Below are 15469 nucleotides of genomic sequence, written 5' to 3' on the forward strand. Positions count from 1 at the left end.
CGGCATGCCTCCCGACCTGCGATTCCGGTGGGTCAGCCCACCCGGACCGCCGTACGGACTACCGGGCGGCGCTGGCGGACGGTGTGCTGCTGGGGCTGCGGCGCGGTCCGGAGCTGACGCAGCCCGGCCGCCTGCACGAAGATCGACCGCTGGCTGACCGCGTCCCCCGCCGCGTTCAACTCGTAGCCGTCGAGCCACACCCAACCTTCGTACGTGGGCCAGTCGTGTACCCGGATCACGCGGAACATGATCGGTCTGAGGAACTGGACACTCGCCGCGCGAGTCACGTGCACTACGTCACCTGAGCGGGGAAGCACAGAGGACTCCTGGAAAGGATCGGCCGGCGTACGCCGGCGGTGATTTCGGGGGATGCCGTGCGCCCGGTCACGTGGTCGTGCCTCGTGAACCGGTCAGGCGGGCGGTGGTGGTCGGGTTGTGCCCGCTGGTGGCGTGCCGTCACCCGACCATCACCCGCCTGCACCCGGTCGTCGCTCCCGCCATCGCAGCCAGGTGGCATGCGGCAACGGGGCCTGGAACCGGGGCAGGTCCGTGTGGTGCCTGGGCCTGGCCCCTCGACCGGGCGCTCCGTCGCGGCGGAGCGCCCGCCCCTCCGGCGGCCGACCGGAACGGTGAGTGACCTTGGCCCTACGGACAGACTGCATCAGCGGCGTGTTTCATGCAAGTTGCATGTCGACTTTTGCCGATACGTGAGCGGCGCGCGGAAATAGACGCTTGATGCCACTGTCCTCGGGGCGGCACACTGGACGCCGGTTTCGCCCGCCGCGGCCGGTCGACGACCGCACCACGCCTCTGCCGCGAAACGCTCGCCGCCCGACGGTCGCGCCCCCGGCGGGCGTCGAATCCGGGCGCGAACGACCGGAGGTAACCGGGTGAGCGCGAGCAGCGATCGGTTCGGCCACGTGGCCCGCTGGGGGACGCCGTGAGTGAGCGACACAGCCCCACCATCCGCCGTCGCAGGCTCGGTGCCGAGCTGCGCCGCCACCGCGACGCGGCACGCATCACGATCGAGGTGGTCGCCGAGCGGTTGGAGTGCTCCGCGTCGAAGATCTCCCGGATCGAGACCGGCCACACCACCGCCACCCCGCGCGATGTCCGGGACATGCTGCTGATCTACGGGGTGTCCGGCACCGAGAGCGACGAGCTGGTGCAGATCGCCCGGGAGGCCCGGCAGAAGGGCTGGTGGCACCCGTACAGCACGGTGCTGGTCGGGTCGTTCGTCGGCCTGGAGTCGGCCGCGAGCTCCATCCGGACGTACGAGCAGCAGGTGGTGCCGGGCCTGCTGGAGACCGAGGAGTACGCCTCGGCGATGATCCGCGCCGCCCGTCCGGACTTCACCGCCGATCAGGTCCAGCAGAGGGTGCGTGTCCGAATCGACCGCCAGTCGTTGTTGACCCAGGACGATTCGGTCGATCTCTGGGTGGTGCTCGATGAGGCGGTGCTGAGCCGGCCGGTGGGCGGCGACGCGGTGATGCGTGGTCAGCTCAAGCGGCTGGTGGAGGTGGCAGAGCTGCCGAACGTGACGCTCCAGATCCTGCCGTTCTCGGTAGGGGCGCACGCCGGCATGGACGGCACCTTCACCATCCTCAGCTTCCCCGAAGCGGGTGATCCCGATGTCGTGTACGCGGAGAACGCCACGGGTGGGCTCTTCCTCGAGAAGAGCGACGAACTGCAGAAGTACAACTTCATCTTCGATCACATTCGAGCAGCAGCCACACGGCCGGAGGAATCCATCGCACAGATCGCAAAACTGGCAGAGGAGCCGTTGTGGAAGTGGCGACCAAGTGGTCCCGTGGGGACCTGACGCGGGTGACGTGGTTCAAGAGCTCGAAAAGTGGGCCGAACTGTGACAACTGCGTCGAGGTGGCGTACGTGACCGGGGCGGTCGGGGTACGGGACTCGAAGGACAAGAGCGGGCCCAACCTGATCTTCGCTCCGGGTGACTGGCACGCCTTCGTCGCCGGCACCAGGGAAGGCACCTTCGCCCGGGACTGACGGACCGGACCCAGACACGACGGGCGCGGCCCGTCCGGCAACGTCGCCGGACGTTCCGCGCCCGTCGTGCGTCCCGGGGTGGGACCGTGACCTGCGGGTACGGATCTGCGGCCAGCGGCACGGATCGGATCCGGACCCGTCGCCACCCCCGCCCCGGGTCGTTGTACCCCTCGGTACGGCGCTGATCGACAAACCGCCGGGATCGGCAACCGAGCGAGGCAGGCGAGACGATGACGACGATCGGGTCAGAGAACCTCACCAACGGTCCGGGCAAACCGGAGCGGTTCGGCGGCAAGTACCGCGGGGCCCGCCGGGACACCGTGCTGACAGAGGTGGTCTCCACCGACACCGACTTCGGTGGCAGGGAAGGCGGGGCGCCAGCCCCCGAGCAGGCCGGGCCGCCGCTGTCGCTGCCCTCGCTGGACCCGAACCCGCTCACCGAGCCGTCGTTCCCGCCGGCCGGCTGGCCGACCGGGTCGGCCGAGTCCCTGGCCGACCATCCGTTGCTGCGCGGCCTGCTGCTGGAGCTGCCGCCGAAGGGGAGCGTGCCCCCGCCCGGCTGGATGGACCGCTGGTTCGAGGCGACCCGGGCGATCCTGGAGCTGCTATACGTGCAGGGGACTGGCCGCCCGCGGTGACGCCGGCTGCTGCTGGGACAGCGCCCGCTCGGCCAGCCGGCTGTGGCGCAGCGCGTGTCGTACCCCGATGGCGGCAACACCCAGCGCGCCGACGGTGACTGCGGCCCCGGTCGTGCCGGGCCCGGCGAAGACCTCCAGGCCGCTGGCCGAGAGCACCCCCGGAACGGTGGCCAGGCCGGTCACCTGGAGCGGCAGGCCGACGAGCGGATGGGCGGCGGCGGCCCGCAGGCCGTGCGGGGCTGGGGCGTGCGGTGCCGTGGCGAGGGCGCCCGCGCCGGTCCGCAGCCGGCGGATCCGCCGGGCGGCGCAGACCGCGACGAGCAACGCGGGTGGGGCCGCCAGCGCGAGCCCGGCGGCGGCTCGGTCCACCGTGCCGGTGCCGGCGCTCTGCAACCCGGCGGCCAGCACGCCCGCCGTCAGGCCGAGGCCGGTCAGGGTCAGGGCCAGCACCCATCCGGTACGCCGGTGCAGTGCTCGGGCGCGGTCCAGCCGGGGCAGCCGGTCGGCGAGGAAGCCCGCGGCCAGCCAGACGCCGGCGACCGGCAGCAAAACGATGAGATGCCCATCCATGACCCCAGCCTTGCCGAATCCGACCCGGGGCGGATCCGGGCCGTTCCCGGGTTCGACCCGAAGCCTGGCCCCCTAGGGGCGGGGACCGGCGGGAGATGCCCTGCTCCCGTCCGCCCCCTGTGGAACTGCCCCGTCTGCGCGGGCGGAGCCGTTAGCATGTGGCCGGTGCGGCAGCCGGTGGATCGTGAACCGGTGACCCTCCAGGGTGCCACCGAGCAGCTCTGGCCGGTCGTCGAGCGGCTGGGCCAGCTCTACCGGCACGACCTGTCCGAGTTTCGCGGCATGGTTCCGCGCGCCGACGGGCGCTTCGCGTTCGATCAACTGCCTTCGTTCCTCGGGGCAGCCGACCGGGTGGCCCACCTGATCCGGTGGGGCCCCACCGTGGCCGGGTTCGCGCTGACCCGGCACCCGTCCAACCGTCCGTCCTCCGTCGCCGCCTTCTTCGTCGTACGCGCGCTGCGTCGCCGGTCGGTCGGTCACCGCGCCGCGTTGAAGCTGCTGCACGGCCGCCCGGGTGGCTGGGAGATCACGTTCCAGGAGGAGAACCCGGGGGCGGCGCGGTTCTGGCGGGCGGTCGCCGCGTCCATCGGGACGGGTTGGCAGGAGGAACACCGGCCGGTGCCGGGCAAGCCCGAACTCCCGCCCGACACCTGGCTGCTGCTCAACGTTCCCACCCCGGCCTGAGCCATTCCAACGGTCCGCTGGGAGCGGTGGCGTGGACGGGGCAGCTTCACAGGGCCCGGACCGTGCCCGCCCGCGGCCCGAGGACGAAGCCGATGAGACCGCGAAAGCCGGTCAGACGGCGAAGGTGGCCGGGCGCTCGGCGGCCGGGGTGGGCGGCTTCGCCTTCCACAGGCCGGTCTTCTGCGCCGCCAGCCGGCCCAGGTAGGCCGGGTTGAGGATGACGTACCGGCGCCAGAGTCGCTTCGGCTCCAGGCCGAGCCGCCAGAACCACTCCAGGCCGGCCCGCTGCATCCACGGCGGCGGCTTGCGGAGCAGGCCCGCGTGGTAGTCGAAGGCCGCCCCGACCGCCATCAGCGGCATGTCCAGCAGGGGCCGCATGGCGTACGCCCAGACCTCCTGGCGGGGGCAGCCCAGCCCGACCAGGACGAGCCGGGCGCCGCTGGCCCTGATCCGGCCGGCGATCTCGACGTCCTCGCCCGGCTGTACGGCCCGGAACTTGGACGGCTCCACCCCGGCGATCTTCAGGGCCGGGAACATCCGCTCCAGCTCCGGGATCAGCCGGCCCAGGGTGTCCTCCGTCGAGCCGTAGAGGTAGACCGGCAGGCCCTCCTCGGCGAAGCGGCGCAGCACGTGCAGGGTCAGCAGCGGGCCGTAGACCCGGTCGGCCAGGCCGGCGTGGTGCAGCAGGTTCAGCGCCCAGCGCACCGGCTGACCGTCAGGGGTGACCAGGTCGAACGAGTTGAGCCGGGCGTTGTGCGCCGGGTCGAGCACGCCGGTCATCACGCCGTGCACGGCCAGCGCGGTCAGCGCCAGCGGCTGGCGCTCGCGCGCCGCGGCCACCACCCGCTCGGTCGCGCCGGCGTAGTCGGTGGCGTCGACCAGGACGCCGAGGACGTTGCGCTTGCTGTCGACGGTCATGCGCCGGGAACCCACTTGTCCACGTTGGCCTCGTGGATCTCCCGCATGATCATCGGGACGTCGTAGACCTGCTTCCAGCCCGGGTAGTCGGCCTGGAACGCCTCGTTCGAGCCGATCCACCACTTGTGGTCGCCGATCCGGTTCGCCTCGACGTACTCGGTGACCATCTCCTGGCCGGTGATCTGCTCGGCCAGGGCGAACGCCTCCCGGTTGGAGGTGTTGGAGTGCCGTCCGCCGCCGAGGTTGTAGACGGCCGCCGAGCGCGGGTCGCGGAAGAACGCCTCGAACGCCGAGACCACGTCCGAGCTGTGGATGGCGTCCCGGACCTGCTTGCCCTGGTACCCGAAGATCTTGTACGTCCGGCGTTCCATGTTGGCCCGCATCACGTACCCGAGGAAGCCGTGCAACTCGGTCGCGGAGTGCGCCGGGCCGGTCAGCGTGCCGCCCCGGAAACAGGCGGTCCGCATCCCGAAGTAGCGGCCGTACTCCTGCACCATCACGTCGGCGGCGACCTTGGACGCGCCGAAGACCGAGTGCAGGCAGGCGTCGATCGACATGTCCTCGCGGATGCCCCGCGCGTACGGGTGCCCCGGCTCGATCTCCCACCGGGTCTCCAACTCGACCAGGGGGAGGCTGTTGGGGCGGTCGCCGTACACCTTGTTGGTGGAGCAGTGGATCACCGGCGCCTCGACGCAGTGCTCGCGGACGTTCTGCAGCACGTTGAGGGTGCCGCCGGCGTTGACGTCGAAGTCGGTGAACGGGTCCCGGACCGCCCAGTCGTGCGACGGCTGTGCGGCGGTGTGGATCACCACGGCGATGTCGCGGCCGTACCGGGCGAAGAGCGCCGCCAGCGAGTCGCGGTCCCGGATGTCGATGCTGTGGTGGGAGTACGCCCCGCCCAGCTCCTCGGTCAGCCGCCGGACGTTCCACGCGGTCGACGCCTCGGCGCCGAAGAACTCCTGCCGCATGTCGTTGTCGATGCCGACGACGTCGAGACCGAGGCCGGCGAAGTGCCGGACCGCCTCGGAACCGATCAAGCCGCCCGACCCGGTCACCAACGCGACACTCACACGCCACTCCTGGTCCATAGGAGGCAGGGAAACGATCGGAGCATAGCGTGACGTCCGGCACCGGCCGGACGCGACGCGGGCCCCCCACAACGACTCGAGGGCCCCGCATCGCTGCGGAGCCCTCGATCTGGTGGGGAAGGGGGGAGTTGAACCCCCACGTCCTTTCGGACACACGGACCTGAACCGTGCGCGTCTGCCATTCCGCCACTTCCCCGTGGCTGACCGGGAAAACTGTAGCTTGCCCCGGCTCCGCCGTTGTCAGCGGCCCGGCACATCCTACGGTCTTTCCGACCCTGGCCACGACCGGTTACCGTTCGTGGCGGACGAAACTGTAGCACGAGGGCACCGGCCCGCCCGAGCGGGCCGGCAGCGGGCGGCCGAGCGGCGTGTGAGCTGCACGCGCGCCGGCCGGATAGCATCATGTCCTCGGGACCCGAGGAGGAGCCGGTGAGCGTGCTGCAACGCTTTGAGAAGCGTTTGGAAGGCCTGGTCGAGGGAGCCTTCGCCAAGGTCTTCAAAGGGGTGGTTCACCCTGTGGAGATCCTCAACGCCATGCAGCGGGAGGCCGAGGCGCACAAGGCGATCCTGGCCGGTGGGCGAACGCTGGTGCCCAACCGCTACGTGATCGATCTCTCGCCCTACGACCACAGCCGTCTGGCGCCGTACGCCGCCGCGCTGGCCCAGGAACTGGCCCAGTCGCAGGCGGAGTTCATCGGCGAGCAGGCCTGGACGGTCTACGGCGACGTGATCGTCGAGATCGAGCGCGGCGAGGGCCTCGACACCGGGATGTTCCGGGTCACCGCCGAGGTCTACACCGGCGGCGACGTCGCCCCGGTCTCCGCGCCCGGCTACGACCAGGGCGGTTACGACCAGGGCCCGCCCGCCTACCCCGCGTACGACCAGGGCGGCGGCTACGGTCCCCCGCCGGGGCACGGCGGCGGGCGCAACGTCCGGCTGGTCTCCGGCGACGGCCGCACCTATCCGCTCCAGATGGGCTCGACGGTGATCGGCCGCGGCGACCAGGCCAACCTGCGCCTGCCGGACGTCGGCATCTCCCGGCGACACGCCCGGCTGGATTTCGACGGTGGTCAGGTTGTGCTGACCGATCTCGGGTCGACCAACGGCACCATGGTCAACGGCCAGCGGGTCTCCGCCGTCGCCCTCAACCCGGGCGACATGATCCAGCTCGGCACCACCACCCTGACCTTCCGCGTGGACGGCTGATCCGCCTTGCCGGAACTCGTCATCACCGTCGCCCGGTTCGGGTTCCTCATCCTGCTGTGGATCTTCGTGTTCACGGTGGTCGGCGTCATCCGCCGGGACCTGTTCGCAGGCGCCCGTTCGGGTCGGCTGGTGGCCGCGCCACGGGCGGTGGGAGCCTCGACCGGGCAGCCACAGGCCAAGCCGGCGAAGGTGAAGCGGGGCCGGGCCGCGCACCAGCTGGTGGTGACCGCCGGGCAGCTCGCCGGCACCCGGATCACCCTGGGTGAATCGCAGATCACCATTGGTCGGGCCGAGGATTCGACCCTGGTCATCACCGACGACTACGCCTCCGCGCGACACGCCCGACTCGTGCCGCGTGACGGGCAATGGTTTGTCGAGGACCTCGGATCGACTAACGGCACCTACCTGGATCGCGCTAAGGTCACCGGACCAACCCCCGTCCCCCTCGGCGTGCCGATCCGTATCGGCCGCACCTCTCTCGAATTACGGCCATGACTCTGACCCTGCGCTATGCGGCCCACAGCGACCGCGGTCTGATCCGAGACGGTAACCAGGACTCCGTCTACGCCGGACCGCGGCTTCTCGCCGTCGCCGACGGCATGGGCGGCATGGCCGCCGGTGACGTCGCCAGCAACATCGTCATCGGTGCCATGGAGCCGCTCGACCAGGACGTCCCCGGTGACGCCCTGGTCGACGCGTTGCGCTCGGCCGTGGGCACCGCCAACCAGCAGCTCCGCGACACAGTGGACGCCAACCCGCAGCTGGAGGGGATGGGCACCACGCTGACCGCGACCCTCTTCTCCGGCACCAAGCTGGGCATGGTCCACATCGGCGACTCGCGGGCCTATCTCCTGCGCAACGGCGAGTTCGCGCAGATCACCAAGGACGACACGTACGTCCAGATGCTCGTCGACGAGGGCCGGATCAGCGCCGAGGAGGCGAGCAGCCACCCCCAGCGCTCGTTGCTCACCCGGGCGCTCGACGGCCGCGACATCGACCCGGAATACAGCGTCCGTCAGGTGCTGCCCGGCGACCGCTACCTGATCTGCAGCGACGGCCTCTCCGGCGTCGTCAGTGCGGAGACGATCGGCGACACCCTGCGCGAGTACACCGACCCGCAGCAGTGCGTCGAACGGCTGGTGCAGCTCGCGCTGCGCGGCGGCGGCCCGGACAACATCACGGTGATCATCGCCGACGCCACCGCCCATGACATCGTCGAGGCGAGCCCGATCGTCGGTGGCGCCGCCGCCCGCGACCGGGGCATGGCCACCTCCGCCGACATCTCCACGCCCGCCGCGCGCGCCTCGGCGCTGTCCGCGCCCCGGCCGCCCGCACCCGAGGAGCCGGCCGAGGAGGACGACGACCGCCCGAGGCGTCGCCCGTTGCGGACCACGGCGATGCTCCTCGGCCTCGTGGTCATCCTCGGTGGCGTGCTCTTCGCCAGCTGGACCTACACCCAGCGGCAGTACTATGTCGGCGCCACCGAGCAGGGCGACGTGGCCGTGTTCCGGGGCGTCCAGGGGCAGATCGCCGGCCTGGACCTCTCGGCCGTGCACTCCACCAGCCCTGCCCGGCTGGACGACCTCACCCTGGCGGCGCAGGAGCAGGTCAAGCAGGGCATCCCGGCCAAGAACGAGCCGGACGCCGAGCGCCGGCTGGCCGAGCTGACCAGTGACGACCCGGCCAACCCGAACCTCAAGCCGATCTGCCAGGCGGGCCCGACGGCGACGACGGATCCGGCCAACCCGGGCCCGGCGACCCCCACCCCCGGGGCGAGCCGTACCGCGGTCGCCAGCGGCGCACCCACCAGGCCGGGCGGCACGGCGGCGCCATCAGCCACAGCCACCCTGACGTCCTCGCCCACCACGACACCCGACGCTCCGCCCTCCGACACGGCCACGCCGGCCGACCCCGCCGGCTGCCGATCGCCCGAGTGAGTGTCGGCTGAGAAAATCCGAGGACCATCCGTGACCGCAGCGGCCGTACCGGCAGCCTCGCCCGCCACGACGGGCGAGCAGTCCGGCGTACGCATGGCCAGGTCGCGACGCAACGCCGAACTGTCCCTGCTGCTGCTGGCCCTGGTGATCGTGGCCGCGTACGGCGCGACGGTGGAGGCGACCGTGCTCGACACGGTCACCCCGGACTTCTGGGTTCCGACCGCCGTGCTGGCGGGCGTGTTCCTCGCCCTGCACGTGGTCATCCGGTTCCTCGCGCCGTTCGCGGACCCGGCCCTGTTGCCGGCGGTGGCCCTGCTCAACGGGATCGGGGTGGGCTTCCTGCGCCGGCTTGACCTGGCCAAGGCCACCCCCGGGGATCGGGAGTCGCTGGCGATCTTCGCCGGCAACGGCGGCCGGCAGTTCGCCTGGACGCTCGCGTCGGTGTTCCTCGCCGCGGTCCTGCTCGCGTTGATGCGCGACCACCGGTCGATCTCGCGGTACGCGTACACCCTGGGCCTCGCCGGCATCGTGCTGGTGATGATCCCGGCGGTGCTGCCGGCGAGGTACTCCGAGATCTACGGCGCGAAGCTGTGGATCCGCATCGGCGGCTTCAGCATCCAGCCCGGCGAGTTCGCCAAGCTGGCGCTGCTCGTCTTCTTCGCCTACTACCTGGTACGCAAGCGTGAGGTGCTGTCGCTGGCCAGTCACCGGGTGCTCGGCATCGACTTCCCGCGCGGGCGGGACCTCGGCCCGGTGCTCGCGGTGTGGGTGCTGAGCGTGCTGGTGCTCGTCTTCGAGAAGGACCTGGGCACCTCGCTGCTCTACTTCGGCATGTTCGTGGTGACCCTCTACATCGCCACCGAACGGGTGAGCTGGCTGCTCATCGGCCTGATCCTGTTCTTCGGCGGGGCTTACCTGGCGTACGTGCTGGGTGGCGTGATCGGCGGGCCGTTCGCGAACTTCCACCTGCGCGCCGAGATCTGGCTGGACCCGTTCGCCGACCCGTACGAGGACGGCTACCAACTGGTGCAGGGCCTGCTGGCGCTCGGCAGCGGCGGCCTGTTCGGCGCCGGGCCGGGCGGCGGGCAGCCGCTGGAGATCCCCGAGGTGCAGAACGACTTCATCTTCGCCGGCATCGGCGAGGAGATCGGCCTGTTCGGGCTCTCCGCGCTGCTGGTGGTCTACCTGCTCATCGTGGAGCGGGGGCTGCGGGCCGCCCTGGCGGTACGGGACTCGTTCGGCAAACTGCTCGCCGGCGGCCTGGCCTTCACCCTCGGCCTCCAGGTGTTCGTGATCGTGGGCGGGATCAGCAAGCTGATCCCGCTGACGGGTCAGACCACCCCCTTCCTGTCCGCCGGTGGCTCGTCGCTGATGGCGAACTGGCTGCTCATCGCGGTGCTGCTACGGGTCTCCGACGGCGCGCGCCGTCCGCTGGCCGGGGCCGGCGGTTCCGCGGCCCGACCCGGGGGCGGCCCGCCCGAGCAACTGCACGGTGCCCCCACGGAGGTGATCCGGCCGTGAACGCACCCCTGCGCCGCGTTGGCGTCGTCGCGATGGTCCTGTTCGGTCTGCTCTTCGCGAACCTGAACTGGATCCAGGCATACAAGGCGGACGAGTACCGCAGCAGCGACTACAACGGCCGGGTTCAGGTGGCCGAGTACGAGCGCAAGCGCGGCAACATCGAGGCCGGCGGCACCGCCCTGGCCACCAGCAAGGAGACCGGCGGCAAGCTGCGGTTCCTGCGGACCTACCCCGGCGGGGAGAAGTACGCGCACGTCCTCGGCTACAAGCCGGTCAACCTCGGCGACACCGGCATCGAGCGGGTGGAGAACGACTTCCTCGCCGGCACCAGCGACGCGCTGATCGCCAACCGGATCAAGGACATGTTCACCGGCGACGAGACCGGCGGCGGCAACGTCCTGCTCACCCTCTCCAAGCGGGCCCAGGACGCGGCGTACAACGGGCTGGCCGACAACGAGGTCGGGGCGAAGAAGGGCGCGGCGATCGCGTTCGACCCCCGTACCGGTGCGGTGCAGGCGCTGGTCTCCATGCCCAGCTTCAACCCGAACCCGCTGGTCAGTCACGACAGCAACGAGGCAACGGCGGCTTACAACAAGCTGGACAACGCCCCGAACGGCCCGCTGAAGAACCGGGCACTGTCGGAGGTGTTGCCCCCGGGGTCCACCTTCAAGATCGTGGTGGCCGCCGCCGCCCTGGAGAACGGCGTCGGCAAGAACACCGAGATCCCCGCCGGCTCCAGTTGGACCCCGCCGACCTCGGGCACCCCGATCCGCAACGCCGCGCCGTCGATCTGCCCGGAGGACCAGGTCACCCTCCTCGACGCGGTCACCGAGTCCTGCAACACCGGCTTCGCCCAGCTCGGCGTCAAGCTCGGCGCCGACAAGGTGAAGGAGAAGGCCCGCCAGTTCGGCTTCGAGCAGGACGACCTCACGATCGGCCAGCTCGGCGAGGACGGGCTGCCGACGGCGGCCAGCAGCACCGGAACGATGCAGGCCCCCGACGGCGCCACCGACCCGGCCGCCCTGGCGCAGTCCTCCATCGGGCAGCGCGACGTGAAGATGACCCCGCTCCAGGGGGCGCTGATCGCCGGGACGGTCGCCAACGGCGGCAGCCAGATGCGGCCGTACCTGGTCCGGCAGCTGCTCGCCCCGGACCGGACCACCAGTTACTACACCGCAAAGCCTCGGGAGCTGCGCCAGCCGGTCAGCGGCCCCGTCGCGTCGGACCTGCGCGACATGATGGTCAGCGTGGTGGAGAACGGCAGCGGCCGCAAGGCGAAGATCGACGGCTACCGGGTCGGCGGCAAGACGGGCACCGCCCAGTCCGGCCCGCAGACTCCCGACCACGGCTGGTTCATCGGCTTCGCGTTCGACAAGAACGGCAACCCGGTCTCCGCGGTCTGCGTGATGTTGGAGGAGGCGGGCGCCGGCGGCAGCGCCGAGGCAGCCCGGATCGCCGGCAAGATCATGCAGGCGGCGATCGCCGACCCCGGGGGCCGCTGACATGCTCAGCCCCGGCGTCCAGCTCGGCAACCGCTACCGCCTCGACGAGCGGATCGCCAGCGGCGGCATGGGCGACGTGTGGCGCGGCACCGACCAGGTGCTGGGCCGTACGGTCGCGGTGAAGAGCCTGCTCCCGGCGCTGCTGGACGAGCCGGGCTTCGCCGAGCGGTTCCGTGGCGAGGCGCGCACCATGGCCACCATCAACCACCCCGGCGTGGTCGACGTCTACGACTTCGGCAGCGACCAGCACATCGCCTTCCTGGTGATGGAGTACGTCGAGGGCGACGCCCTCTCCTCCACGCTCGGCCGGGTCGGCCGGCTCACCCCGGCCCGCACCATGGCGCTGCTCGCTCAGGCGGCCGACGCGCTGCACGCGGCGCACTGCAAGGGCATCGTGCACCGCGACGTCAAGCCGGGCAATCTGCTCGTCCGGCCGAACGGGACGCTGGTGCTGACGGACTTCGGCATCGCCCGCTCCGAGCTGGTCGGGCAGCTCACCGCAGCCGGCTCGGTGCTCGGCACCGCCTCCTACATCTCCCCCGAGCAGGCCACCGGCGCGGTCGCCACGCCCGCCTCCGACGTGTATGCCCTTGGCGTGGTCGCATACCAGTGCCTCGCCGGACGGCGGCCGTTCGAGGGCGATAATCCGCTCGAAATCGCCATGAGGCACGTCCGGGACGCACCCCGGCCGCTGCCCGGCGACATCCCGCCGTCGGTACGGGCGATCGTCGAACGGGCGATGGCCAAGGACCCGACCGCCCGCTGGCCCAGCGCCGCAGCCCTGGCCGGGGTGGCCCGGCAGGCGAAGCTCGCGCTCGGCCAGCAGGCTCGCACCGCCGGGCACCTCGGCCAGGTCTCCGCCGCGCCGGCGTCCCCGGCGGCCCCGCTGGCCCGCGCCCAGGTGCCGCCCGCCACACGCCAGCCGCCCCATCCGCCTGCGGTGGCGCAGCGGCCGGTCCCGACGTCCGCGTCGCCGCAGCCCCGGCCGCCGGCCGCCGTACCCCGGCCGCCGGTCGTCCACCAGTGGCGCCCGCCGGTCACCCCCCAGCAGGCGCAGCCTCCGCCGGCCGTTTCCCGTCCGCCGGTCGCCACCCCGCCGGCCTACCCGCGCGGCGCCGCGGCCGTGCCACCGGCCCCGGTCCGGCAGGCCGGCCCGATCGGGTACGCACGGCAGCCCGGCCCACCGCCGGCCCCCCCACAACGGTCCAGTTCAGGGGTGGTCCTGCTGTTCGTCGTGCTGGCCGTAGTGGTCCTGCTCTGCTCCGGCGTGATTTCCTACAACTTGCGGCAGAACGCGGCGGCCGGTGATCCCGGCGTCCTCGGCATCCGGGCCGTGACCTCCGGTGCGTCGGCGGCCGGCGAGGGCGACGAATCCTCCCGGACGCCGTACCGTCGGATGGAACGGCTCCTGCCGGGTGGCGGCGAGACGACGACGAGCGAAGGACGACAGACGCGATGACAGCGCAGGCCCGCCTGCTCGGTGGCAGGTACCAGGTCGGCGAGCTGCTCGGCTACGGGGGCATGGCCGAGGTGCACCGTGGCCGTGACCTCCGGCTCGGTCGGGACGTCGCGATCAAGATGCTCCGGGCCGACCTGGCGCGGGACGACACGTTCCAGATGCGGTTCCGTCGGGAGGCGCAGAACGCCGCCTCGCTCAACCACCCGGCGATCGTGGCCGTGTACGACACCGGCGAGGAGACCGGGCCGACCGGCGAGACACTGCCGTTCATCGTGATGGAGTTCGTCAACGGGCGGACCCTCAAGGAGCTCCTCGGCGTCGAGGGGCGCCTCCAGCCGCGCCGGGCGCTGGAGATCTGCGCCGACATGTGTGCCGCGCTGGAGTTCAGCCACCGGCACGGCATCATCCACCGGGACATCAAGCCCGGCAACGTGATGCTCACCCAGACCGGCCAGGTCAAGGTGATGGACTTCGGCATCGCCCGGGCCCTGGCCTCCGGCGTCACCTCGATGACCCAGACCAGCGCGGTCATCGGCACGGCGCAGTATCTCTCCCCGGAGCAGGCGCGCGGCGAGGCCGTCGACGCCAGATCCGACGTGTACGCGGCCGGCTGCGTGCTCTTCGAGCTGGTCTGTGGCCACCCGCCGTTCGTCGGGGACAGCCCGGTCAGCGTGGCGTACCAGCACGTTCGGGAGGCCCCGCCGACCCCCAGCGACATCAACCCGGATGTCACCCCCGCGATCGACGCGATCGTGCTGAAGGCGCTGTCGAAGAACCCGCTCAACCGGTACCAGAGCGCCGGCGAGATGCGGGCCGACCTGCTCCGGGCGGCGGCCGGCCGGCCGGTGATGGCCACCCCCGTGATGCAGGAGGCCGAGACCGCTCCGATGGCGGCCGCCAGATCCGGGTACCCGACTCAGGTCGTCGGCGGCGCGGCCACCCGGCAGCAGCCGCCGGCCCGCGTCGGCGATCCCCGGCAGCGCAGGGCCTCCTCCTGGGTGATCGCCACCTTCGCCGCGCTCGGCGTGCTCGCCGTGATCGCACTGGTCACCGGCATCCTGCTGAACGAGAGCGACCCCGAGAAGGTCGGCGTTCCCAACCTGGCGGGCCAGACCAGGGACGCTGCGGTGGCTGCGATCGAGGGAGCCGGCCTGGTCCCCACCGTCGGCGACCCGATCCCCGGCAGAACCTGCAAGAAGGACACGGTCGTCAAGCAGGAGCCGTCGGCGAGCACCGAGCTGGAGAAGGGCCAGGGGGTCACCATCCAGCTCTGCGGCGGCAAGCCGGAGGTGGCGATCCCGCCCGCCCTGGTCGGCTCCCCGTTCAAGAACGTGGAGCAGCAGCTCAAGGGGCTGAATCTTCGGGTGACCAAGAAAGAAGTGAGCAGCGAGGCCGCCGAGGGGAACGTCACGGAGGTCGACCCGCCCTCCGGGACCATGGTCGCCGAGGACACCCAGGTGACGGTGACGGTCTCCAAGGGCAACATCCGTGAGGTGCCGAATGTCGTCGGCTCCTCGGCGGAGAACGCGAAGCGGGAGTTGGAGCGGGCCGGCTACGTGGTGAAGATCGTCGACGGTGACGAGGTGCCGGCCGACCAGGCCGGCAAGGTGTCCGGCCAGAACCCACGGGGGGGCACGAGTCTCGAGAAGGGCAAGCGGGTGACCATCGAGGTGGACGTCCCCGAACCCAGCCCGGAGCCCACCGAGCCGACCGGGACGCCGCCGCCCAGTAGTCCGACCCCGTCGGTGGGCGGCACCGGCGGCGGGCAACCGTTCCCGACCCCACCGATCCGGCTCCCCGAGCGGTGACCCCCGAGCCCGACCCTTCCGAGGGGTCGGGCTCGTCGGTTCCGGCCTCGGGGCGGCGCGAACGCCACCGGTCGGCCTTCGAGGCGGCGCGAACGCGACCGGTCGTTTTTGGGGCGGCGCGGACG

General features: G+C 71.6%; 15 protein-coding genes and 1 tRNA gene. 11 read left to right on the forward strand and 5 right to left on the reverse strand.

The genetic code is table 11. The features are described from left to right. Positions 1 to 32 precede the first annotated feature (32 nt). On the reverse strand, positions 33 to 317 hold the full coding sequence (locus ACFYZF_RS27170; protein WP_350880338.1) for a hypothetical protein: 285 nt from the start codon (positions 315 to 317) through the stop codon (positions 33 to 35). Between the two features lie 623 nt (positions 318 to 940). Between ACFYZF_RS27170 and ACFYZF_RS27175 the strand changes: the two genes are divergently transcribed. The 3 genes from ACFYZF_RS27175 (at position 941) to ACFYZF_RS27185 (ending at position 2651) form a co-directional block, all read left to right on the forward strand. Beyond that, positions 941 to 1822: a helix-turn-helix domain-containing protein gene (locus tag ACFYZF_RS27175; RefSeq protein ID WP_387025457.1), complete on the forward strand. Its 882-nt coding sequence runs from the start codon at positions 941 to 943 to the stop codon at positions 1820 to 1822. Beyond that, a complete protein-coding gene (locus tag ACFYZF_RS27180) occupies positions 1792 to 2013 on the forward strand; it encodes a DUF397 domain-containing protein (protein WP_387025515.1) in 222 nt (73 codons plus the stop codon). The genes ACFYZF_RS27175 and ACFYZF_RS27180 overlap by 31 nt, the downstream gene beginning before the upstream one ends. Before the next feature lie 230 nt (positions 2014 to 2243). Then, on the forward strand, positions 2244 to 2651 hold the full coding sequence (locus tag ACFYZF_RS27185) for a hypothetical protein (RefSeq protein ID WP_387025459.1): 408 nt from the start codon (positions 2244 to 2246) through the stop codon (positions 2649 to 2651). On the opposite strand, the gene ACFYZF_RS27190 is transcribed toward ACFYZF_RS27185, so the two are convergent. Next, positions 2619 to 3221, reverse strand: coding sequence for a hypothetical protein (locus tag ACFYZF_RS27190; protein WP_387025461.1), 603 nt, complete (start codon positions 3219 to 3221; stop codon positions 2619 to 2621). The two genes, ACFYZF_RS27185 and ACFYZF_RS27190, sit on opposite strands and share 33 nt — an antisense overlap. A gap of 165 nt (positions 3222 to 3386) precedes the next feature. Between ACFYZF_RS27190 and ACFYZF_RS27195 the strand changes: the two genes are divergently transcribed. Beyond that, a complete protein-coding gene (locus ACFYZF_RS27195; protein WP_387025463.1) occupies positions 3387 to 3905 on the forward strand; it encodes a GNAT family N-acetyltransferase in 519 nt (172 codons plus the stop codon). A 111-nt stretch (positions 3906 to 4016) separates the two neighbouring features. On the opposite strand, the gene ACFYZF_RS27200 is transcribed toward ACFYZF_RS27195, so the two are convergent. The 3 genes from ACFYZF_RS27200 to ACFYZF_RS27210 form a co-directional block, all read right to left on the reverse strand. Next, complete coding sequence (locus ACFYZF_RS27200; protein ID WP_387025465.1) at positions 4017 to 4823, reverse strand: WecB/TagA/CpsF family glycosyltransferase; 807 nt, start codon at positions 4821 to 4823, stop codon at positions 4017 to 4019. Continuing rightward, the gene (locus ACFYZF_RS27205) at positions 4820 to 5893 is read right to left on the reverse strand and encodes an NAD-dependent epimerase/dehydratase family protein (RefSeq protein WP_387025467.1); all 1074 of its coding nucleotides are present in this window, start codon (positions 5891 to 5893) and stop codon (positions 4820 to 4822) included. The genes ACFYZF_RS27200 and ACFYZF_RS27205 overlap by 4 nt, the downstream gene beginning before the upstream one ends. Before the next feature lie 128 nt (positions 5894 to 6021). Continuing rightward, positions 6022 to 6107 (reverse strand) — tRNA-Leu (locus ACFYZF_RS27210). Positions 6108 to 6313: 206 nt separating this feature from the next. Between ACFYZF_RS27210 and ACFYZF_RS27215 the strand changes: the two genes are divergently transcribed. The 7 genes from ACFYZF_RS27215 to pknB all read left to right on the forward strand — a co-directional run bounded on the left by ACFYZF_RS27215 (position 6314) and on the right by pknB (position 15344). Further along, positions 6314 to 7117 (forward strand): DUF3662 and FHA domain-containing protein, encoded by an 804-nt coding sequence (locus tag ACFYZF_RS27215; protein ID WP_161688773.1) that lies wholly within the window; start codon positions 6314 to 6316, stop codon positions 7115 to 7117. Positions 7118 to 7123: 6 nt separating this feature from the next. Then, on the forward strand, positions 7124 to 7612 hold the full coding sequence (locus ACFYZF_RS27220; protein WP_350880350.1) for an FHA domain-containing protein: 489 nt from the start codon (positions 7124 to 7126) through the stop codon (positions 7610 to 7612). After that, positions 7609 to 9054: a protein phosphatase 2C domain-containing protein gene (locus ACFYZF_RS27225; protein ID WP_387025469.1), complete on the forward strand. Its 1446-nt coding sequence runs from the start codon at positions 7609 to 7611 to the stop codon at positions 9052 to 9054. The genes ACFYZF_RS27220 and ACFYZF_RS27225 overlap by 4 nt, the downstream gene beginning before the upstream one ends. Before the next feature lie 93 nt (positions 9055 to 9147). Beyond that, entirely contained in the window at positions 9148 to 10575 is a 1428-nt protein-coding gene (locus ACFYZF_RS27230) for an FtsW/RodA/SpoVE family cell cycle protein (protein WP_387025517.1), read from the forward strand. Further along, the gene (locus ACFYZF_RS27235; protein ID WP_387025471.1) at positions 10572 to 12077 is read left to right on the forward strand and encodes a peptidoglycan D,D-transpeptidase FtsI family protein; all 1506 of its coding nucleotides are present in this window, start codon (positions 10572 to 10574) and stop codon (positions 12075 to 12077) included. Before ACFYZF_RS27230 ends, ACFYZF_RS27235 begins: the two co-directional genes overlap by 4 nt. Position 12078: 1 nt before the next feature. Beyond that, a complete protein-coding gene (locus ACFYZF_RS27240) occupies positions 12079 to 13536 on the forward strand; it encodes a protein kinase (protein ID WP_387025473.1) in 1458 nt (485 codons plus the stop codon). Further along, positions 13533 to 15344, forward strand: a complete 1812-nt coding sequence (pknB, locus tag ACFYZF_RS27245) for a Stk1 family PASTA domain-containing Ser/Thr kinase (RefSeq protein ID WP_387025474.1) — start codon at positions 13533 to 13535, stop codon at positions 15342 to 15344. Before ACFYZF_RS27240 ends, pknB begins: the two co-directional genes overlap by 4 nt. The last annotated feature ends 125 nt before the right edge of the window (positions 15345 to 15469 follow it).

Source organism: Micromonospora sp. NPDC001898 (assembly GCF_042891255.1).
Classification (GTDB): domain Bacteria; phylum Actinomycetota; class Actinomycetes; order Mycobacteriales; family Micromonosporaceae; genus Micromonospora.